This is a genomic window from Actinotalea caeni, assembly GCF_009733795.1.
GTDB lineage: Bacteria > Actinomycetota > Actinomycetes > Actinomycetales > Beutenbergiaceae > Pseudactinotalea > Pseudactinotalea caeni.
This window is the reverse complement of sequence record NZ_WNXX01000013.1, coordinates 15,063-35,569: the sequence shown is the minus strand read 5'-3', so window position 1 is coordinate 35,569 and position 20,507 is coordinate 15,063. Positions and strand designations below refer to the sequence as shown.

Below are 20,507 nucleotides of genomic sequence, written 5' to 3'. Positions count from 1 at the left end.
GACACACATGCCGCTGAACGAGATTGCCGCAAGCCTGTACGCCTGGGATCTGCACGACGAGGGCGTTGACCATGCGCTCGACGTGCTGGCGAGCAGGGCGGAGGTGAACTCGGCGTATCTCGTGGGTCTCATGCACAAGGAGAAGCGGCCGCTGCACGCTCGCTTCTACCCGCACAACCCGGTGCGGCGGTACTACACACCGGAGGACAGCCGCGCCTACTGGCTCCCCGACGCCAGCAGGTACGGGCGGATCTCGCCGCTGACCTCGGACCGAGACTTCCTGAAGGGCAAGGACTGGCTCCGGACCCTGATAGACGGAGCGCGCGCCCGCTCCATGAGGACGGGGCTCGAGATCTCCCACACGGTCATCGACGCGAGCTATGCGCGGGAACACTACGAGGACGTGCTGCAGCGCGATGTCTTCGGCAATATCGTCGGAGCGTTCGAAGCCGTCGAAGCCCAGCGAGCGCTGCCGTGCCTGAACAACCCGGATGTCCGCGAGTACCTCCTCGCGCTGTTCACCGACGTGGCGTCGAACTATGACGTGGACTACGTCCAAACGTGTCTGGTGATGTTCGGGTCCGGTCGCGACGACGGTGGCACGCACGCGTACGGCCCGGTTGCGTGGCAGCAGCTGCTCGCGGTGGCCACGGGTGGCTGCTTCTGCAGCTCGTGCGCCGCGAAGGCACGGTCCGAGGGCCTGGACTGGGACGAGATCGTGCGCGAGGTCAGGCACCTCGCCAACTTGTCGAAGCGCATCGGCCTCGAGGAGCTCCACGAGCGCCAGTTGCTCGACGAGGCGAACTACGGCGAGTCCGCGCTGCTGATCGAGAACGAGGCCTTCGCCGCGTGGCTGCACTTCCGCAAGCGCTCGATCACCGAGCTGTTCGCCGCGGTGCAGCAGGCCCTGCGTGGCGTCGGGCGTGATGTCGAGTTTCGCTACAACACCTACATGGCCTCGCCGGAGCGCGCCGGCCTGGACTTCAAGGCGGCATTCCAGTTTGTCGACTCGGTGCGTGAATCGGACTACTCCGACCAGTTGGGCACTCCCGAGGGCGTCGCGACCAAGAGGGCGAAGCTCATGAAGGTGCGCCGGTCGCTGCGAGAGGATCAGAAGCTGATCGCCGCGCTCGGCGTCCGACCGAACGCCACGCCGGAGACGCTGCGGGGAAGCGTCAAGGCGGCCGTCGACGCTGGCGCGGACGGCCTGTCGCTCGGCCACTACGACGGCGCGACGATGGAACGTCTCGACGCCGTCCGTGAGGGCCTGCGCGAGTGGGAGGCGCAGGAGCGCGACTGGCAGCCGCTGTCGGCGGGATGACGATGACGACGAACCGACCGGTCGGCGGGCTGCACGTCCCGCCCACCGGTCAGCCCTCGCAGCAGGGCACGACGCTGGTCGCTCGGCGGGGTAAGCGATGCAGCAGCCAGGTCCGGGCGAGCAGGACGGGGGTATCCACGTGAGCGTGCCTGTCGCCGCACTGCGTGGAGGCGGTCCCAAGCCGCATCCGGGCGGACGCCGATCGGCCGTGGCATACATCTTCCTGCTGCCCTGGTTGGTGGGAGTGGTGGGTATCACCGCGCTGCCGATGCTCGCATCGTTGTACCTCTCGTTTACGAGCTATCGCCTCGGCGGAACGCCTGTGTGGGTGGGGCTCGGCAACTACCAGCGCATGCTCGCCGACCCGAACTTCCAAGCCTCGGCACTGGTGACGGTGAAGTACGTGTTCATCTCCGTGCCGCTGCAGCTGGCGTTCGCACTAGCGATCGCCGTCATGCTGAACCGTGGGGTGCGGGGGCTGGCGCTCTATCGCTCGGTGTACTACCTGCCGTCCCTGCTGGGCGGCAGCGTCGCAGTGGCGGTCCTGTGGCGACAGCTCTTCGCGAGCAACGGCTTGATCCCTGAGCTGGCGGGGCGAGTCGGCATCCACATGGGGTCGTGGATCTCCGATCCGGACCGCGCGCTGACGACCCTGATCATCCTGAACGTCTGGACGTTCGGGTCGCCGATGGTGATCTTCCTCGCAGGGCTGAGGCAGATACCCGCAGAGCTGCTCGAGGCAGCGGCGGTCGACGGCGCGAGCCGGTGGCGACGCTTCTGGGCGGTGACCATGCCACTGCTGACCCCTGTGCTCTTCTTCAACCTCATCCTGCAGTTGATCGGGGCGTTCCAAGCCTTCACACAGGCCTACATCGTCTCGTCGGGCAGCGGCGGCCCAGCCGGATCGACGCTCTTCTACACGCTGTACCTGTTCCAGGTCGGGTTCCAGAGCTTCGAGATGGGTTACGCCAGCGCGCTCGCCTGGATCCTGTTCGTGGTCATCGCGATCTTCACCGGCATCAACTTCATCGCCGCGAGGCACTGGGTCCACTATGAGAGTTGAAGAAGTGAGCGCGGTGACGCTCCCGCTTCGAGGGGCATCGAGCCAACGAGCCAGCGGCCTTCTCTCGGCGTTGGCCTGGGTGAGGAAGACCGGCTGGAAGCACGCGCTGCTCATCGTGTTCGGTCTCGTCATGATCTATCCCCTGGTCTGGATGCTGACCAGGTCGTTCATGAGCAACATCGACATCCTCAACCCGGGCGCCCAGGTCCGGTTCACGCTCGAGAACTACATCGACGGCTGGGGGTCTCTCCGCGTCCCGTTCGGCCGATTCATACTCAACTCGGTCATGGTTGCGGGTGCCTGCATCCTGGGCAACCTGATCTCTTGCACCCTTGCGGCCTACGCGTTCGCTCGGCTGAGCTTCAGGTGGCGCGGACCATTGTTCGCCTTGATGCTGTCGACGATCATGCTGCCGTTCCACGTCACGATCATCCCGCAGTACATCCTCTTCTATCAGCTGGGCCTGGTCGGGACGTACGCACCTCTGATCCTGCCCAAGTTCTTGGCTGTCGAGGCATTCTTCGTCTTCCTGATGGTGCAGTTCATGCGTGGGCTCCCGCGAACCCTCGACGATGCTGCTGCGCTCGACGGCTGCGGGCCGCTTCGAACGTTCTGGAGCGTGATCCTGCCGCTGTGCATGCCGGCGGTCGGGGTCACAGCCGTCTTCAGCTTCATCTGGACCTGGAACGACTTCTTCACGCCGCTGCTGTACCTGAACTCGCCTGAGATGTACACGGTCCCCATGGGTCTCAGCACGTTCCAGGACTCCACGGGGCTCAGCAATTACGGAGCGTTGTTCGCCATGTCCGTGCTGACGCTCGTGCCCGTGTTCTTCGTCTTCTTGTTCGCTCAGCGCGCGCTGGTGCAAGGCATCGCGACCACCGGCCTGAAGTGACCCACGCACCGACCCTGGAGGGAAGCATCACGTGGATGTCATCACCGAGCTCGAGGTGATCGAGTTCGACCACTCCGTCTCCTACGGCTACGACGCATCGGGGTCTCCGGTCCCGGGGACCGCGCCCACAAGGTCCACGAGGCGCTTCGGCGTCCGTGTGCATACCTCGGCCGGCATCGTCGGCGAGTACGTCACGCTCTGGAGCGCGCCGCCGACCGCGACGGGGCAAATCGCCGCCTGTGCCCGCGCTGTGGTCGGCAAGCCGCTGGCCTACCGGGAAAGGTTCTGGGACGACGTCAACCGGAGCCTTACTAAGACCGACCGCATCGGGTACGGGGCTATCGACATCGCGCTGTGGGACGCCCTCGGGAAGACCGCTGGTCAGCCGATCGCAGCGCTCCTCGGGCAGTACCGCGACCGCCTGCCCGCCTACGTCTCGACCGTCGGCGGCGGCCACGGCCTGGGTGGTCTCGCTACGCCCGAGAGCTATCGCGACTATGCGGCGCTGTGCGTCGAGCGAGGCGTGCCCGGCTACAAGATCCACGGACCCGGTACCGGGAAGGTCCGCGACGAGGTAGCGGCGCTGCAAGCGGCCGCTGAAGGGGCGGCGGGCCGCATCGACGTCATGACCGACCCTGGTCAGACGCTGGCGACGCTCGCCGACGCGCTGCGTCTCGGCGCGGTTTGCGACGAGGTCGGCGCGTTCTGGTGGGAGGACCCGATGCGAGACGACGCGCGCCTCGGCCACCAGATCCTGCGGCAGCGCGTCCGCACCCCGCTGCTGATCACCGAGATGGTGCGGGGCCTGGACCAGCGCGTGGAGCTTGCCGTGTCCGGAGCCACCGACTTTCTCCGTGCCGACCCCGAGCTGGACATGGGCATCACGGGTGTAATGAAGACGGCGCACGCGGCGGAGGCGCTCGGCATCGACATGGAGGTCCATGCCTCCGGGCCGGCGCAACGTCACTGTATGGCGGCTATCCGAAACACCAACTATTACGAGCTCGGACTCCTCGATCCGCTCTCGGGCAACCCGCTCCTCCCCGACGTCTACGCGGACGGCTACCGCGAGGACCTGGACGCGGTCGGCCAGGACGGGTGCGTCGGGGTGCCCGACGGGCCGGGTCTGGGTGTTTCCTACGACTGGGACCGGATCGGGGCGCAGAACGCCGATCGCCGGGTCTTCCGCGGGTCCCCCTGAGGCCGTGGCGAGGTGCGCCCCGTCTCACGCCAGAGCGTTGCGGCGGCCTGCCGCACCGGCACGCATCGACGTGGTAAACCAGGCTGGTGCTGGCAGATGGGCTGATCGACGTCCCCGGGTTCGGCGGGCTCGAGATCACGCTCGCGGTCCTGCTGCTGCTCGTGCTGGCGGGGTTCTCGGCCGGCTGGGTGGACGCCGTCGTGGGCGGCGGCGGGCTGATCCAGGTGCCCGCGCTGCTCGTGCTGTTCCCCGACATGAGCGCGGTGCAGGCGCTCGCGACCAACAAGGTCGGCTCGATCATGGGCACGTCGACGAGCTCGATCACCTACTACCGGCGCATCCACCCCGACATGCGCACGGCCGCGCCGATGGCGGTGTGCGCGCTGCTCGCCTCCGTCGGCGGTGCCGCGCTCGCGTCGCACATCCCCGAGGCGGCGCTGCGGCCGATCATCATCGTCGTGCTCGTCGGGGTGCTCGTGTATACCCTCCTCAAGCCGCAGGTGGGTACCGTCACCGAGCTCCGGTGGGAGGGCAACCGCCACTACGGCGCCGCCGCCGGGATCGGGCTGGCGGTCGGTCTCTACGACGGGCTCCTCGGCCCCGGCACCGGGTCGTTCCTGGTCATGGGCCTCGTCGGCGTCATCGGGTACGCGTTCCTGCCCGCCTCGGCGATCGCGAAGATCGTCAACTTCGCCACCAACCTCGGTGCGCTCGCGTTCTTCGTGCCGGCGGGGCACGTCGTCTGGGGTGTGGGGCTGGTCGTCGGCACCGCGAACCTGTGCGGCGCCTACCTCGGCGCCCGCATGGCGGTCGCGAAGGGCAACCGCTTCGTGCGGATCGCGTTCCTCGTCGTCGTCGCCGCCCTCATCGGCCGACTCGCCTGGGACATCCTCGGCTGACGGGTCTCACCGCAGCTCTTGCTGCGGTCGACGACGTCCAGCCGCGTGTCAGGACCCGATCCGGGTCCGCACCTCGTACAGCTCGGGGAAGAACGTGAGGTCGAGCGCGCGGCGCAGGAAGTCGACGCCGGAGGAGCCCCCGGTGCCGGTCTTGTGCCCGATCGTGCGCTGCACGACCTGCAGGTGCCGGAACCGCCACTGCTGGAAGTTGTCCTCGATGTCGACGAGCTCCTCGCACGTCTCGTACACACCCCAGTGCTCCGCGGGCGCGTCGTAGACCGTCGCGAACACGTCGACCAGCCCCGGGTCCATCCGGTACGGCTGCGTCACGTCGCGGTCGAGCACGTGCTGCGGCACGGGGTAGCCGCTGCGCGCCAGGAACCGCAGGAACTCGTCGTACAGCGACGGCTCGCGCAGCAGCGTCGCGAGCGCCTGCTGTGCCTTCGGGTCGTGCCGGAACACGCCGACCATGTCCGGGTTCTTGTTCCCCAGCAGGAACTCCACCTCGCGGTACTGCGCCGACTGGAAGCCCGACGACGTCGCCAGGTACGGGCGGATCAGCACGTACTCGCTGGGCGTCAGCGTCGCGAGCACCGACCACTGGTCGGTGAGCACGTGCTGGATGTGCTTGATCCGGGCCATCCGCTTGAGCGCGGGCGCGAGCTCGTCGCTCGCGAGCAGCGACCGTGCCGAGCGCAGCTCGTGCACCATCAGCTTGAGCCACAGCTCGCTGGTCTGGTGCTGGATGATGAACAGCATCTCGTCGTGCTGCGGCGGGTCCGACAGCGGCACCTGTGCGGACAGCAGCTCGTCGAGGTGCAGGTAGTCGCCGTAGGACATCTCCCGCGTGAAGTCGCGCTGGATGCCGTCCTCGAGGTCCCGGATCGCTCGGCCGTCGTCGGTCACGGCAGCAACCTACGCCGGGTCCCCGGTCGTCGCGGGACGCTCGCCCTCCGCGTCGCCCGGTCCGTGGCGTCGACCCAGGTCGCGGACGCCGGAGCGGGGGCTCAACCCTCGCCGCTGGTGCACCTCATGCCGCCAGGCTGACGAGGGACGCCGTCGCGCGGGGGTCGGACGGCGCGAGGTGGGGTCGCCGTCGGGCTCGACCGACCGGTCGAGCGTCCCGGGATGTGGACGCGACGGCGTCCGACCCGTGGTCACGGCCTACACTCGATCGTCCGTAGTCCGCGTCACCGTGCGAGATTGTCCCGTGTCCCTCATCGTGCAGAAGTTCGGCGGCTCGAGCGTCGCCGACGCCGAGAGCATCCGCCGCGTGGCCCGCAGGATCGTCGAGACGAAGGCGGCCGGCCACGACGTCGTCGTCGTGGTGTCTGCGATGGGTGACACGACGGACGAGCTGCTCGACCTCGCCGGCCAGATCACCGACGACCCGCCGCAGCGCGAGCTGGACATCCTGCTGACCGCCGGCGAGCGGATCTCGATGGCGCTGCTGGCGATCGCGATCACCTCCCTCGGCGTGCAGGCGCGCGCGTTCACCGGACAGCAGGCTGGCGTCATCACCGACACCGCCCACGGCAACGCCCGCATCATCGACGTCACCCCCAGCCGCATCCAGGCGACGCTGTCCGACGACGCCGTCGCGATCGTGGCCGGCTTCCAGGGCGTCACCGCCCAGACCAACGACGTGACCACGCTCGGCCGCGGCGGCTCCGACACCACCGCCGTCGCGCTCGCGGCCGCGCTCGGCGCGTCGGTGTGCGAGATCTACTCCGACGTCGACGGCGTGTTCACCGCCGACCCGCGCATCGTCCCTGCCGCCCGCAAGATCCCGCGGATCAGCACCGAGGAGACGCTCGAGCTCGCGGCGAACGGCGCGAAGATCCTGCACCTGCGCGCGGTCGAGTACGCGCGCCGCTACCGCGTCCCGATCCACGTCCGCTCGTCCTTCTCCTCGCACCAGGGGACGCTCGTCACGGACGAACTAGCAGAGGATGGCCCCATGGAAGACCCGCTGATCTCCGGTGTTGCCCACGACCGCTCGCAGGGCAAGATCACGATCGTCGGCGTGCCGGACGTGCCGGGCACCGCGGCGCGGATCTTCGAGGCCGTCGCGGCCGCCGGCTGCAACATCGACATGATCGTGCAGAACGTCTCGGCCGCGAAGACCGGGCTCACGGACATCTCCTTCACGCTCCCGCTCGAGCAGGCGAACGCCGCCAAGGCCGCGCTCGCGGCACTCGGCGGGGAGCTGCAGGGGGCCGAGGTCCTCTACGACGACACGATCGGCAAGCTCTCGCTGGTCGGCGCCGGCATGCGGTCGCACCCGGGCGTCTCCGCGCGGCTGTTCGGCGCGCTGCGCGACGCCGGCATCAACATCGAGATGATCTCGACGTCGGAGATCCGCATCTCGGTCATACTGCGTCTGGAGGACCTCGACGAGGCCGTCCGGGCGATCCACAGCGCCTTCGGGCTGGACGCCGCCGAGGTCGAGGCGGTCGTCTACGGCGGCACCGGACGATAGGGGAGCAGGCATGGGTGTGACCGTCGCCGTCGTCGGCGCCACCGGTCAGGTCGGCGCCGTGCTGCGCCGGCTCCTCGTCGAGCGCGACTTCCCGCTCGACCAGGTGCGGTTCTTCGCCTCGGCCCGCTCGGCGGGCACGACGCTGCCGTGGAAGGACGGCGATGTCGTCGTCGAGGACGTCGCCACCGCCGACCTCGGCGGCATCGACATCGCGCTGTTCTCCGCGGGCGGCGCGACGTCCAAGGAGTACGCCCCGCGGTTCGCGGCGGCCGGCGCGACCGTTGTCGACAACTCCTCCGCCTGGCGGATGGACCCGGACGTCCCGCTGGTCGTCAGCGAGGTGAACCCGGAGGCGGTGCACGAGGCGCGCAAGGGCATCATCGCCAACCCGAACTGCACCACGATGGCCGCGATGCCGGTGCTCAAGGTGCTGCACGACGAGGCCGGTCTCCAGCGGCTGATCGTGTCCTCCTACCAGGCGGTCTCCGGCTCCGGCCTCGCCGGCGTGGAGGAGCTCGCCGGGCAGGTGCGCGGCACGATCGACCAGGACATCGAGGCCCTCACGCACGACGGCGGCGCGGTCACCTTCCCGGACCCGGTCAAGTACGTCGCGCCGATCGCCTACAACGTGGTGCCGCTCGCGGGCAGCCTGCTCGACGACGGCTCCGGCGAGACCGACGAGGACCGCAAGCTCCGCAACGAGTCCCGCAAGATCCTCGGGCTGCCCGACCTGCTGGTCTCCGGCACGTGCGTGCGGGTGCCGGTGTTCACCGGGCACAGCCTGTCGATCAACGCCGAGTTCGCCCGCCCGATCTCGCCCGAGCGTGCTCGTGAGCTGCTCGCCGACGCTCCGGGTGTCGAGCTCGCCGACGTCCCGACGCCGCTGCTCGCCGCCGGTCGCGACCCGAGCTTCGTGGGCCGCATCCGGACCGACCCGGGCGTCCCCGACGGCCGCGGCCTCGCGCTGTTCGTCTCCAACGACAACCTCCGCAAGGGCGCTGCGCTCAACACGATCCAGATCGCGGAGCTCCTCGTCCGCGCCTGACCGTCCCACGCCGGCCCACTTTCACCGCACTTTGCAACACCCTCCACTTTCACCGCTGTTTGCAACAGCCTCGACTTTCACCGCTGTTTGCAACACGGTGGGCGTGACCGACGGCGCCGGCGACATCGCTCAGCGTTCGACGTTCAGCGATCTCGTCCGACGGCCAGCCGTCGTGTCCTCAGCGCCGGCCCTCGGCGCCTCCGCACCGCGGCAGACAGTCCGGTGAAACCGGGCGGTGTTGCAAAGTGCGGTGAAACTGGGCCCTGTTGCAAAGTGCGGTGAAGGTTGTCAGGGGCGGTGGCGCTGCCAGGCGGCCCAGAGGTGGGCGTAGGTGCCGCCGGCGGCGACCAGCTCGTCGTGGCTGCCGCTCTCGACGACGCGGCCCTCGGCCATCACCACCACGCGGTCGGCGTGCACGGCTTGGTCGAGGCGGTGGGCGATGACGAGGGCGGGGCGGTCGCGCATGACGGCGTCGGCGGCGCGGTCGAGCATCGCCCCGTGCGCGGAGCCCGCCTCGGCGGTCGCCTCGTCGAGCAGCACGAGGGCGGGGTCGGCCAGGTGGGCGCGGGCGAGCGCGACCAGCTGTGCCTGCGCGACCGTGAGCTGGTGGGCGTGCGGCCCGACCTCGGTGTCGAGGCCCTGCGGCAGGGCCGCCACCGTCTCCGAGCCCCCGACGGCGTCGAGCGCCGCGCGGACGGTTGCGTCGTCGGCGTCGGGCCGGGTGAGCGTGATGTTGTCGCGCACGGTGCCCGCGAACACGTGGACCTCCTGGCTGATGAGCACCGTGCGCGCGTGCGCGGCGTCGCTCACCTCGACGACACCCGACCACGGCGCGTGCGCTCCCGCGACCAGCGCCGCGAGCGTCGACTTGCCCGCACCGGAGGTCCCCACGACCGCGACCCGCTCGCCGGCACGGACGAGCAGGTCGACGCCGTGCAGCACCGGGGTGCCGGGCTCGTAGCCGAACCGGACGCCGTCGACCGAGACGGGGTGCGCGCCGTGCGGGCGGCGCTGGTCGTCGTCCTCGACCGGCATCGCGACGACGCCGACGATCCGGCCCAGCGACGCCAGCGCCGACTGCAGGTCGTCGACGAGCAGCAGCAGCCCCATCATCGGGCCGAACAGCTGCAGGAACAGCAGCATCGCCGTCGTGGCGCCGCCGACGGTCAGGTCGCCCCGCCCGACCAGCACGAAGGCCAGCACGAGGATCGTCGCCATGCCCGCCAGCTCGGCGGTGTTGAGCCGGGAGAAGAACGTGTTCAGCACGGCTCGGGCGCGCATCGACACCCGCACCACCTGCCAGGACGCCGTGCCGATGCGCGCGGCGTGCAGCGCGCCCAGCCCGAACGCCTGCACGGTGGGCAGCCCGCGCAGCGCCGCCAGCAGGTGCTGCGCGCGCACCCCGAGCGCGGTGCGCTCGGCGGCGTACAGCGGCGGCGCCGTGCGCAGGTAGGAGCGCAGCGCGACAGCCTGGATCGGCACGACCGGCAGCACCACCAGCGCGAACCACGGCTGCAGCGCCGCCAGCGCCCCGATCGTCAGCAGCAGGGTGAACCCGGACGCCGCGACCGTCGGGATCGCGCCCGGCAGGCCCTGCGCCACCTGGGCGACGTCGTCGCTCGCCCGCGAGGTGAGGTCACCGGTGCCGGTGCGCTCGACGACGCGGCGCGGCAGCGTCAGCGCCCGGCTCACCATGCGCTCGCGCAGCTGGGCGAGCAGCCGCTCGACGAGCGCCGCGGCGCCGAGCGCGCCCGCGCCGGTCGCGAGCGCCTGCACGAGCGCTCCCGCGGCCATCCAGGCGCCCAGCCGCCAGACGTCGGCGTCGTCGGACGTCGGGCTGGCGGCGAGGTCGACGATGCGACCGAGCGCGGTCGGCAGCACCAGCCCGGCGGCCGCCGCGAGCACGAACGCCAGCGTCACCAGCAGCACCAGCCAGGCGCGCGGGCGCAGCAGCGCCCAGCAGGTGCGCCACACCTCGCGCGTGCCGGCCACCGGCAGCGCCGCCTGTCCCGCGGTCATCGCGCCGCCTCCTCGACGGTCGTGCAGACGACGCGGTCGCACGCCGCGAGCAGCGCCGGCGAGGTCGTGAGCAGCACGGTCGTGCGGCCCGCCCGTAGCGCCGGCAGCCGCTCGGCGACGAGGCTCTCGGTGACCGAGTCGACGGCGGTGGTCGGCTCGTGCAGCACCAGCACCGGCGGGTCCATCACCAGCGCACGGGCCAGCGCCACCCGTTGCCGTTGTCCACCGGAGAGCCGCAGCCCGCCCTCGCCGACGACGGTCGCGAGGCCGTCGGGCAGCGCCGCCAGCACGTCGTCGCAGGCGGCCGCGTGCAGCGCGTCGGCGAGCAGCTCCGGCCGGTGCCCCGGCAGCGCGATGTTGTCCTCGACCGTGCCGTCGAGCAGCGCCGCCTCGTGCGGCGCCACGAGCACGAGCGCCCGCGCCCTCTCGGGCTCGGCCGGGTCGACGGCGAAGTCGCCGACCAGCACCCGTGCGCCGTCGGGCACCGGGCGGCGCGCGGCCAGGGTCTCCGCGAGCGCGACGGCCGCGGCGCCGTCGACCTGGACCCCGACGGTCTCGCCCGGCGCCACCTCGAACGTGACGCGCTCGCCGTCGCCGAGCGGGACGTCCTCGACGCGCAGCCGTAGCGCCGTCCCGTCGCTCGCGGATCGCGCGGGTGGCTCCGCGCCGGTGGTCTCGTCGGAGAGCAGCGCGAGCAGGCGCGCGGCGCTGGCCTGCGCGGCCGACCACACCGGCGCGACGTTGCGCGCGAACGCCGTGATCGGCACCAGCAGCAGCTGCGTGAGCCCGACGACTGTGATCAGCCCGCCGACGGTCAGCTCGCCGCGCACCGCGAGCAGCCCTGCTGCGACGGCGACGCCCACCATGAACAGCCCCGTGACGGCGTCCAGCCCGGCCCGCAGCCCGGCCTCGCTGCCGCGCGCCCGCATCGTCGCGCGCAGCGCCTGCCGCGACGTCGTGCGGTAGCGGCGGCTCGCCTCCTCCTGGGCGTGCACGCCGGCGAGCACGCGGTACCCCGCCAGCAGGTCGGCGGCGGCCCCGGAGGCGTCGGCGATCGCGGCGGCCTCCGTCTCGGCGCGGCGCCGCAGCGGCCGGCCGAGCACGTCGAGCAGCAGCAGGAGCAGCGGCGCTCCGACGAGCACGGCCAGCCCCAGCGGCACCGACTGCAGGAGCAGCAGCGCGCCGCCCACGACGATCGCGGCGGCCTCGCCGACCGGGTAGACCATGAGCGTGACGGCCGACGTCAGCTGCCGCACGTCGTTGGTCGCCAGCGACAGCGCCGACCCCGGCAGCCGGTCGGCACGGGCGCGCGGGTGCAGCAGCCGGTCGGTCACCCGGGTGCGGAGCTGGTGCTGCATCGTCTCGGCACCGAGCTGGCCGTACCACGACCCGAAGCGGACCACCTGCGCCAGCAGCACGAAGTTGAGCGCGAGCAGGGCGAGCCACACGAGCAGCCCGCGCACGTCGCCATCGACCACCGCGCTGTCGATCGCCATGCCCATGATGACCGGCACGAGCGCCTCGCACACCTGGTGCACGACCGCCGAGCCGGCGGCGGGCAGCGCGTAGCGGCGGGTGCGCCACATCGTCCGTGCGACCAGCGCGCGCGGCGACGCCGCCGGCAGCGGGTCAGGCAGCCCGACGGGCTCCTCGGTGATCTCACCTCGCCGCAGGCTGACGACGGCGCGCGGGCGGCTCATGCCTGCGGAACGTAGTGCTGCGGCAACGGTGCGCACCCGCCCGTCTCACGCGAGGCGCGCCACGGCCCGCCCGCCGCGGCGGGGACGTCCGCGCGACATGCGCTGCGAGACGCCGCCCCGACGGACGCGCTTGGGACCGGCGCGGGCATGCTGCTCCTGCGGCGCGGGACGACGACGGGTGGACGAGGTGGTGTCGTCAACCGGTCGGCTCCGCCGGCGCGACCGGGACGTGCCGGCGCACGAAGTCGAGCTCGAGCCGCATCTGCGTGACCCGCTCCTCGTCGACCTGGCTGGCGTGGCCGGCGTCGTAGACGTGCGTCTCGACCGTGCCGCCGCGCGCCCGCAGCGCCTCGACGTAGTTCAGGATCTGCCGGAACGGGCAGCGCGGGTCGTTCTCGCCCGCGCTGATGAAGACCGGCGCCCGGACGGCGTCGACGTAGGTGAGCGGCGAGGACTCGCGGTAGGCGTCGGGCACCTCGTCCGGCGAGCCCCCGAAGAGGGCCCGGTCGAAGTCCTGCAGCGACCCCATCTCGTCCTCGTACGCGGCGACGTAGTCGGCGATCGGGACGCCCGCGACGCCGGCGGCCCACCGCTCGGGCTGGGTGCCGAGCCCCAGCAGCGTCAGGTAGCCGCCCCACGAGCGGCCCACCAGCACCGACCGCTCGGCGTCGACGACGCCCTCGGCGACCAGGTGGTCGTGCACCGCCGCGACGTCGGCGAGCTCGGTGAACCCGACCTTCTGCTCCAGCGCGTCCCGCCAGCCCACGCCGTACCCCGTGGAGCCGCGGTAGTTGACCTCGAGCACCGCCCAGCCGTGGTCCACCCAGGCGGCGGCCGCGGGCGAGAAGGCGTCGGAGTCGTGGATCGTGGGGCCACCGTGCACCTTGACGACGACCGGGTACGGCGCCGCACCCGTGCGCGGTGTGCGCAGCAGCGCGTGGATCCGCCCGCCGGGCCCGTCGACCCACACGTCCTGCACCGGGACCGACGGCGGCGCCGCAGGCCCCGGCGCGGTGAGCAGCTCACGCCCGCCGCGCGAGGAGATCACGGCGGGCGGGCGGGCCGCCGAGCTGTGCAGGATCCACACGTCGCCGTCGGGTCGGGTGACGGCGTCGTCCGCGGTCCCCTCGACCGGGCCGACGCCCACGACCGCGCCCGAGAACAGGTCCACGCGGTACAGCCGCGTGCGGGCGTGGTGATCGACCGAGACCAGCAGGTGCCGCGCGTCGGGGTACCACCACGCCGAGCCGATCTCGCCCTCGACGCCGATCTCGACGGGTCGCTGGATCAGCCGCTCGACGTCCCACAGCAGCAGCTTCGGCGTGCCGCCGCGCTCGTGCCGCACCAGCAGCCGCTGGTCGCCGGGCGCGGGCGCGAAACCGAGCGCCCACAGGCCGCGGCCGCCGCCGTCGTCGAGGTCGGCGACCGGCCAGCCGTCCCGGCGGAGCACCCGGATCGACGGGTGCCGGGAGTCGCCGTGCTCGCTGTGCTCGATCGCGACGAGCCGGCCGTCGTGGCTGACCGCACGCGCGGCGGCCCACAGGGGGTGCGCGTAGAGCAGGGTCGGTCCGTCGCTGCCGTACCCGGAGCGGCCCACGGGCACCCAGTGGATCTGGGTGCCGTAGCTCGCGTCGCCGCGGCCGATGATCGCGGTGCCGTCGCGGTTGAGCAACAGCCCGCGCGGGTAGGCGGGCGGCAGGTCGATCGGCGTCTCGACCCGGCGGCCCGGGGTCGACCCGAACGGCTGCCGCCGCCACGTGCCGTGCTCGTCGCCGTCGCTGTCGTCGAACCACCAGACCCAGTCGCCGCTGGGGTCGATCGTCGCGAGCGTGGTGCCCGCGGCCCTGTCGGTGGCCACGATCGCGCGGCCCGACGACGGCGTCCAGGAGTGGACCTGCAGCCTGCCCTCGTCGGTCATGACGACGACGGCGCGGTCGGGGTTGTCGAGCGCCCACGTGGGCAGCAGCACCCGGCCGGCGCGGAAGCGCTGCTCCCACGGCGGGCGCGGCCACCCGGGCTCGGTCATCGTGCCTGCCGTCGGCGCATCACCAGCACCACCGCCACGACGACGGCGGCCAGCACGGCGATGCCGGCGACCACCGGCAGCACGCTGCTCGAGCCCTCATCCGCCTCGTCGGCGGCGTCGGCGGTGGTCGCGGCCGGCTCGCTGGAGCCCTCCGCGCCGGTGTCCTCGGCGGTGGTCTCCTCGGCGGTCTCCTCCGCCTCGGTGGTCTCCTCGGTCGTCTCCTCCACGGCGGTCACCTCATAGGCGAGCTCGCCGGAGATCGGGTGGCCGTCGGCCGACACCGCGCGCCAGACGACCGTGTAGGTGCCCGCGCCGCCGTCGACCAGCGGCTGCGTCACGAGCTCGCCGTCGACGGCGAGGTCGCCGTCGGCGGCCGAGGCGCCGTCCGGGCCGGTCACGACGACCTCGGTGCCGAGCTCCTGGATGTTCTCGTTGAACTCGAGCACGAGCTCCGTGGGGGCGGCGTCGACGACGTCGCCGTCGGCCGGCGTCGAGCCGACGAGCTCGCTGTGCGCCAGCGCGGGCGCCGCGGAGAAGGTGAGTGCCGCCGTCGCGAGGAGCGCGGCGAGGGCGGCGAGGACCGGGGTGAGAAGATGACGATGGGTTGCCACGAGGCCAAGGCTACGTCGGAACGCGACGACCCCCGACGACGGGCGTCGTGGCCGCGGGCGGTGGCACGATCGGAGGGCGACCGCCCCGCCACCCCTCTACGGTGGTGGGGCCAGCCCGAAGGAGGATCGTGCCCATCACCCATCGGCTGCGGGTGCACCGCAGCGAGGAGAACCTCGACCGCGCCGACCAGCTGGCCTGGCGGCTCGCCGAGCTGGCCACCGACCCGGTGCCCGTCGACGACGACGTCGTCGACATGATCATCAACCGGGTGATCGACAACGCGGCGGTCGCGGCGGCGTCGCTGCTGCGGGCACCGGTGGTCGCGGCCCGCGCGCAGGCGCTCGCCCACCCGTACTCGCCGGGCGCCACGGTCTTCGGGCGCAGCGCGACCCTGCGGGTGAGCCCGGAGTGGGCGGCCTGGGCGAACGGCGTCGCGGTGCGCGAGCTCGACTTCCACGACACCTTCCTCGCGGCCGACTACTCCCACCCGGGCGACAACATCCCGCCGATCCTGGCCGTCGCGCAGCACCGCGCGTGCAGCGGCGCCGACCTCGTGCGGGGCATCGCCACCGGGTACGAGATCCAGGTCGACCTCGTCCGCGCGATCAGCCTCCACAAGCACAAGATCGACCACGTCGCCCACCTCGGCCCGAGCGCCGCCGCCGGCATCGGGACCCTGCTCGGGCTGTCGACCGAGACGATCTTCCAGGCCATCGGGCAGGCGCTGCACACGACGACGGCGACCCGGCAGTCCCGCAAGGGCCGCATCTCCACGTGGAAGGCCTACGCTCCCGCGTTCGCCGGCAAGGTCGCGATCGAGGCCGTCGACCGCGCGATGCGCGGCCAGACCTCGCCCGAGCCGATCTACGAGGGCGAGGACGGCGTCGTCGCCTGGATGCTCGACGGCCCCGACGCGAGCTACGACGTCGTGCTGCCGGCGCCGGGAGAGCCCAAGCGGGCGATCCTCGACACCTACACCAAGGAGCACTCGGCGGAGTACCAGAGCCAGGCGCTCATCGACCTCGCCCGCCGGCTGCACCGCACCCGGCCGGACCTCGCCGACCCCGAGCGGGTCGCGAGCATCGTCATCCACACCAGCCACCACACGCACTACGTCATCGGCTCCGGGGCCAACGACCCGCAGAAGTACGACCCCGAGGCGACGCGCGAGACCCTCGACCACTCGATCCCGTACATCTTCGCGGTGGCGCTGCAGGACGGCACGTGGCACCACCAGGCCTCCTACGCGCCCGAGCGCGCACGCCGGGCGGACACGGTCGCGCTGTGGCACAGGATCACCACCGCCGAGGACCCGGAGTGGACCCGCAGGTACCACAGCAGCGACCCGGCCGAGAAGGCGTTCGGCGGCCGCGTGGAGATCACCACGACCGACGGCCGCACGATCGTCGAGGAGATCGCGATGGCCGACGCGCACCCGCTGGGCGCCCGGCCGTTCGCGCGACCGCAGTACGTGGAGAAGTTCCGCACGCTCGCCGACGGCGTGCTCGAGCCGGCCGAGATCGAGCGGTTCCTCGACGTCGCGCAGCGCCTGCCGGAGCTGGGGCCGGAGGAGCTGGGCGGGCTCACGATCGCGGCACGGCCCGGGCTGCTCGGCACCGTGCCCTCGCCCGCGGGGCTGTTCTGATGGCACGGCACGGCGGCGGGAACCGGGCGCTCGACGCGCGGGCAACCGGTTGTCACGGCGCCACGGACGCATCGAGCGCCCGGTTCGCGCCGGGGGAGGAGCGCGACTGATGCTGCACGCGAGCGCGAGCGCGAGCCAGAAGCGGCGGTTGCTGCGGGAGCGGCTGGCGTCGGGCGACCTGCTGCGGCTGCCGGGTGCGATCAACCCGCTCTCGGCGCAGCTGATCGAGGAGAAGGGTTTCGACGGCGTCTACGTCTCCGGGGCCGTGCTCTCGGCCGACCTGGGGCTGCCCGACATCGGGCTGACGACGCTCACCGAGGTCGCCGGCCGCGCGGGCCAGGTCGCGCGCGTGACGAACCTGCCGACGATCGTCGACGCCGACACCGGGTTCGGCGAGCCGATGAACGTCGCGCGCACCATCCAGGTCCTCGAGGACGCCGGGCTGGCCGGCTGCCACATCGAGGACCAGGTCAACCCCAAGCGCTGCGGCCACCTGGACGGCAAGTCCGTCGTCGACCTCGGCACCGCCCAGCAGCGGGTGCGGGCCGCCGTCGGCGGCCGGCGGGACCCGGACTTCCTCGTGATGGCCCGCACCGACGTGCGGGCGGTCGAGGGGCTGCGGGCCGCCGTCGACCGCGCGAAGGCGCTCGTCGACGCGGGCGCCGACGCGATCTTCCCGGAGGCGATGGCGGACCTCGGCGAGTTCGAGGCGGTCGCCTCCGCCGTCGACGTGCCGGTGCTGGCGAACATGACCGAGTTCGGCAAGTCCGAGCTGTTCACCGCCGACCAGCTGGCCTCCGCCGGGGTGCGGCTGGTGATCTACCCGGTGACGCTGCTGCGGCTGGCGATGGGCGAGATCGAGCGCGGACTCGACACCATCCACGCCGCCGGCACGCAGGCCGGGCTGGTCGACCGGATGCAGACCCGGGCCCGGCTGTACGAGCTCATCGACTACGCGGGCTACAACACCTTCGACAGCGAGATCTTCACCTACTCGGCGACGGAGCCGACGGAAGGAGCGACATGAGCGCGGACATCAAGAAGGGCCTGGCGGGCGTCGTCGTCGACGTCACCTCGATCAGCAAGGTCGACCCCGAGACCAACTCGCTGCTGTACCGCGGGTACCCGGTGCAGGACCTCGCCGCGCGCTGCTCGTTCGAGGAGGTCGCGTACCTCCTGTGGCACGGCGAGCTCCCGACGCCGGAGCAGCTCGCCGAGCAGAACGCGGCCGAGCGGGGGCAGCGGGCGCTGCCGCAGATCGTCGTCGACGCGATCACGGCGCTGCCGACGACGTGCCACCCGATGGACGTGTGCCGCACCGCCGTCTCGGTGATCGGGGCTCACGACCCGGCCGCCGACGACTCCTCGCGCGAGGCGAACCTCGCGAAGTCGCTGCGGCTGTTCGCGATGCTGCCCGCGGTCGTCGCGTACGACCAGCGCCGCCGTCGCGGCCAGGAGCTGGTGCCACCGCGCGAGGACCTCGGGTACGCCGAGAACTTCCTCTGGACGACCTTCGGCGAGGAGGCTGCGCCGGAGGTCGTCAAGGCCTTCGAGGTGTCGATGGTGCTCTACGCCGAGCACTCGTTCAACGCCTCGACGTTCACCGCCCGCGTCATCACCTCGACGCTCGCCGACCTGTACTCGGCGGTCACCGGCGCGATCGGCGCGCTCAAGGGCCCGCTGCACGGCGGCGCCAACGAGGCGGTCATGCACACGTTCGCCGAGATCGGCAGCGCGGACGCCGCGCAGGCGTGGCTCGAGGACGCGCTCGCCCACAAGCGCAAGATCATGGGCTTCGGGCACCGCGTCTACAAGCACGGCGACTCCCGGGTGCCGACGATGAAGGCGGTGCTCGACGATCTCGTCGCGTACTACCAGCGGCCCGACCTCGGCGAGCTCTACGCAGCGCTCGAGAAGGCGATGGAGGAGGCGAAGGGCATCAAGCCCAACCTCGACTACCCGGCCGGCCCGGCATACCACCTCATGGGCTTCGACACCCCGACGTTCACCCCGCTGTTCGTCGCCTCCCGCGTGACCGGCTGGACGGCGCACGTCATGGAGCAGCTCGAGGCGAACGCGCTCATCCGGCCGCTCTCGGAGTACGTGGGGCCCGGCTACCGCGAGGTGCCGCAGCGCTGAGCCGCCGAGGCCGCGCCCGCCGCCGGTGCGGTGCGGCGGGGCCTCAGGGGAGCGGGTGACCGGTCGCGGGGTCGCGGTCGGTGAGGCAGTAGACGTGCCCATCGGGCGCGCGCATGATCGTCCACGCCTCGTGCTCGGCGACCTGCTCGGCGCCCAGCCCGCGGTGGCGCGCGACCTCCGCGGGCCTGTCGGTGACCGCGAGGTCGGCGTGGGCGGAGACGGTCGGACGGTCCTCGCCGAGCCGCTGCAGCAGGAACCGGAGCCCGCCGGCGGGGTCGGGGTCGACCAGCCGCGCGAAGTGGTCGGCGCGCCCGGTCGTGATGCCGCGACCGCTGAGCCGCTGCCAGAACGCCACCTCCGCGTCCCACAGCCGGGGTGGGATGTCGAGGCAGACCTGGTCGAGGACGAGGTCGGCGGGGCGCTCCAGGCGTGGCCCGGGCTCGGCGAGCGTGAGGCAGAAGAGCAACCCGCCGGGGGAGCGCAGCACCGGCACGTCCTCGTAGCGCCACGCCTCCGTGGCGCCGAGGTCCAGGGCGCGCCGCAGCAGCGCGTCGCGGTCGTGGGAGGCGACGTCGAGGTGGACGCGCGGGCCGCCGTCGATCGCCTGCATGCGCACGCAGGAGGTTCCGGCTGCGGGGAGGAGGGTGAGGAACTGGCCGTCCTCGCCGCGCGTGGGCGACGGCGTCAGCCGCGCCGCCGCCGACCAGAACGCGACCGAGGCCTGCCAGCCGTCGCGGGGCACGTCGAGGAACAGGTCGTACCAGACGGGGGTGGTCACGGGCTCAGTCTGCCCGCGGCCCCGTCGCCGAGATCGAGGATCTGGGTCGAGATCGAGGAGATGTTTCCTCGATCTCGACCCAGAACCTCGATGTCGACGGCGTGGGGTGAGTGGGTGGCGGGCGCGCCGGGCGTCAGGGCCGGGCGAAGCGGGCTCCCGCGGCCGGGTTCGCGCGGAACGCGGCGACCTCGGCGAGGCGCTCCTCGGTGTGGTGGCCGGTGCCCTCGGGCAGGTCGTCGACGGCGAACCAGCCCACCGCGATCGACTCGTCGTCGCCCGGGTGCGCCTCGCCGCCGGTCGCGCGGCACACGAAGATGAGGTCGAGGTACTGCGACCGGTCGCCGTTCGGGTACTGCATGGGCTCGAGCACCATGACCGCGGCGAGCCCGTCGACCACCGCGTCGACGCCGGTCTCCTCCTTGATCTCGCGCACCATCGCGTGCGCGGGCTCCTCGCCCGGTTCGAGGATCCCCGACACCAGCGCCCACTGGCCGCTGTCGGAGCGCTGCGTCAGCAGCACGCGCTCCTCGTCGTCGAGCACGACGGCGGTGACACCCGGCAGCCACAGCAGGTCGGTACCGACCTTCTCTCGCAGCGCAGCGACGAACGGCGGGATCGGCATCCCGCCATGCTGCCACGGGTGGCGTGGTGTGAGGGACCTGGGGACGGGGAGCGTCCGTGG

17 protein-coding genes are annotated in these 20,507 nt (G+C 72.1%); 10 read left to right on the top strand and 7 right to left on the bottom strand.

The window, feature by feature from the left end; genetic code table 11:
• The first annotated feature begins 7 nt into the window (after positions 1-7).
• The 5 genes from GPA02_RS12230 to GPA02_RS12210 all read left to right on the top strand — a co-directional run bounded on the left by GPA02_RS12230 (position 8) and on the right by GPA02_RS12210 (position 5,379).
• A complete protein-coding gene (locus GPA02_RS12230) occupies positions 8-1,321 on the top strand; it encodes an alpha-amylase family protein (RefSeq protein WP_156200357.1) in 1,314 nt (437 codons plus the stop codon).
• Between the two features lie 97 nt (positions 1,322-1,418).
• Complete coding sequence (locus GPA02_RS12225; protein ID WP_156200356.1) at positions 1,419-2,384, top strand: carbohydrate ABC transporter permease; 966 nt, start codon at positions 1,419-1,421, stop codon at positions 2,382-2,384.
• Between the two features lie 4 nt (positions 2,385-2,388).
• Positions 2,389-3,279 (top strand): carbohydrate ABC transporter permease, encoded by an 891-nt coding sequence (locus GPA02_RS12220; protein WP_240134022.1) that lies wholly within the window; start codon positions 2,389-2,391, stop codon positions 3,277-3,279.
• 31 nt (positions 3,280-3,310) lie between these two features.
• Positions 3,311-4,480, top strand: a complete 1,170-nt coding sequence (locus GPA02_RS12215; protein ID WP_156200354.1) for an enolase C-terminal domain-like protein — start codon at positions 3,311-3,313, stop codon at positions 4,478-4,480.
• Positions 4,481-4,563: 83 nt separating this feature from the next.
• On the top strand, positions 4,564-5,379 hold the full coding sequence (locus tag GPA02_RS12210; protein WP_420809359.1) for a sulfite exporter TauE/SafE family protein: 816 nt from the start codon (positions 4,564-4,566) through the stop codon (positions 5,377-5,379).
• 48 nt (positions 5,380-5,427) lie between these two features.
• On the opposite strand, the gene kynA is transcribed toward GPA02_RS12210, so the two are convergent.
• Complete coding sequence (gene kynA, locus GPA02_RS12205) at positions 5,428-6,285, bottom strand: tryptophan 2,3-dioxygenase (RefSeq protein ID WP_275689723.1); 858 nt, start codon at positions 6,283-6,285, stop codon at positions 5,428-5,430.
• 304 nt (positions 6,286-6,589) lie between these two features.
• On the opposite strand from kynA, the gene GPA02_RS12200 reads away from it, so the two are divergent.
• Entirely contained in the window at positions 6,590-7,861 is a 1,272-nt protein-coding gene (locus GPA02_RS12200; protein WP_156200353.1) for an aspartate kinase, read from the top strand.
• A 10-nt stretch (positions 7,862-7,871) separates the two neighbouring features.
• Entirely contained in the window at positions 7,872-8,906 is a 1,035-nt protein-coding gene (locus tag GPA02_RS12195) for an aspartate-semialdehyde dehydrogenase (RefSeq protein WP_156200352.1), read from the top strand.
• Positions 8,907-9,194: 288 nt separating this feature from the next.
• Here GPA02_RS12195 and GPA02_RS12190 read toward each other — a convergent pair whose 3' ends face one another.
• From GPA02_RS12190 to GPA02_RS12175, 4 genes are all read right to left on the bottom strand, one after another.
• Complete coding sequence (locus GPA02_RS12190) at positions 9,195-10,925, bottom strand: ABC transporter ATP-binding protein (RefSeq protein WP_156200350.1); 1,731 nt, start codon at positions 10,923-10,925, stop codon at positions 9,195-9,197.
• On the bottom strand, positions 10,922-12,625 hold the full coding sequence (locus GPA02_RS19020; RefSeq protein ID WP_156200348.1) for an ABC transporter transmembrane domain-containing protein: 1,704 nt from the start codon (positions 12,623-12,625) through the stop codon (positions 10,922-10,924). Before GPA02_RS19020 ends, GPA02_RS12190 begins: the two co-directional genes overlap by 4 nt.
• A 196-nt stretch (positions 12,626-12,821) precedes the next feature.
• Entirely contained in the window at positions 12,822-14,651 is a 1,830-nt protein-coding gene (locus GPA02_RS12180) for a S9 family peptidase (protein WP_156200346.1), read from the bottom strand.
• Positions 14,648-15,262: a copper resistance CopC family protein gene (locus tag GPA02_RS12175; RefSeq protein ID WP_156200344.1), complete on the bottom strand. Its 615-nt coding sequence runs from the start codon at positions 15,260-15,262 to the stop codon at positions 14,648-14,650. Before GPA02_RS12175 ends, GPA02_RS12180 begins: the two co-directional genes overlap by 4 nt.
• Before the next feature lie 128 nt (positions 15,263-15,390).
• Between GPA02_RS12175 and GPA02_RS12170 the strand changes: the two genes are divergently transcribed.
• The 3 genes from GPA02_RS12170 (at position 15,391) to GPA02_RS12160 (ending at position 19,047) form a co-directional block, all read left to right on the top strand.
• Positions 15,391-16,908, top strand: a complete 1,518-nt coding sequence (locus tag GPA02_RS12170) for an MmgE/PrpD family protein (protein ID WP_156200342.1) — start codon at positions 15,391-15,393, stop codon at positions 16,906-16,908.
• 109 nt (positions 16,909-17,017) lie between these two features.
• Positions 17,018-17,935, top strand: a complete 918-nt coding sequence (gene prpB / locus GPA02_RS12165; protein ID WP_156200341.1) for a methylisocitrate lyase — start codon at positions 17,018-17,020, stop codon at positions 17,933-17,935.
• Positions 17,932-19,047: a bifunctional 2-methylcitrate synthase/citrate synthase gene (locus tag GPA02_RS12160; protein WP_156200339.1), complete on the top strand. Its 1,116-nt coding sequence runs from the start codon at positions 17,932-17,934 to the stop codon at positions 19,045-19,047. The genes prpB and GPA02_RS12160 overlap by 4 nt, the downstream gene beginning before the upstream one ends.
• 43 nt (positions 19,048-19,090) lie before the next feature.
• On the opposite strand, the gene GPA02_RS12155 is transcribed toward GPA02_RS12160, so the two are convergent.
• Both GPA02_RS12155 and GPA02_RS12150 read right to left on the bottom strand, forming a co-directional pair.
• A complete protein-coding gene (locus GPA02_RS12155) occupies positions 19,091-19,825 on the bottom strand; it encodes a VOC family protein (RefSeq protein ID WP_156200338.1) in 735 nt (244 codons plus the stop codon).
• Between the two features lie 133 nt (positions 19,826-19,958).
• Positions 19,959-20,447: an NUDIX hydrolase gene (locus GPA02_RS12150; protein ID WP_156200336.1), complete on the bottom strand. Its 489-nt coding sequence runs from the start codon at positions 20,445-20,447 to the stop codon at positions 19,959-19,961.
• Between the last annotated feature and the right edge of the window lie 60 nt (positions 20,448-20,507).

Coding starts and splice junctions, on each gene's coding strand:
- GPA02_RS12230 (WP_156200357.1), top strand. CDS start 8: ATGCCGCTGAACGAGATTGCCGCAAGCCTGTACGCCTGGGATCTGCAC.
- GPA02_RS12225 (WP_156200356.1), top strand. CDS start 1,419: ATGCAGCAGCCAGGTCCGGGCGAGCAGGACGGGGGTATCCACGTGAGC.
- GPA02_RS12195 (WP_156200352.1), top strand. CDS start 7,872: ATGGGTGTGACCGTCGCCGTCGTCGGCGCCACCGGTCAGGTCGGCGCC.
- GPA02_RS12190 (WP_156200350.1), bottom strand. CDS start 10,925: ATGACCGCGGGACAGGCGGCGCTGCCGGTGGCCGGCACGCGCGAGGTG.
- GPA02_RS19020 (WP_156200348.1), bottom strand. CDS start 12,625: ATGAGCCGCCCGCGCGCCGTCGTCAGCCTGCGGCGAGGTGAGATCACC.
- GPA02_RS12180 (WP_156200346.1), bottom strand. CDS start 14,651: ATGACCGAGCCCGGGTGGCCGCGCCCGCCGTGGGAGCAGCGCTTCCGC.
- prpB (WP_156200341.1), top strand. CDS start 17,018: ATGCTGCACGCGAGCGCGAGCGCGAGCCAGAAGCGGCGGTTGCTGCGG.
- GPA02_RS12160 (WP_156200339.1), top strand. CDS start 17,932: ATGAGCGCGGACATCAAGAAGGGCCTGGCGGGCGTCGTCGTCGACGTC.
- GPA02_RS12150 (WP_156200336.1), bottom strand. CDS start 20,447: ATGCCGATCCCGCCGTTCGTCGCTGCGCTGCGAGAGAAGGTCGGTACC.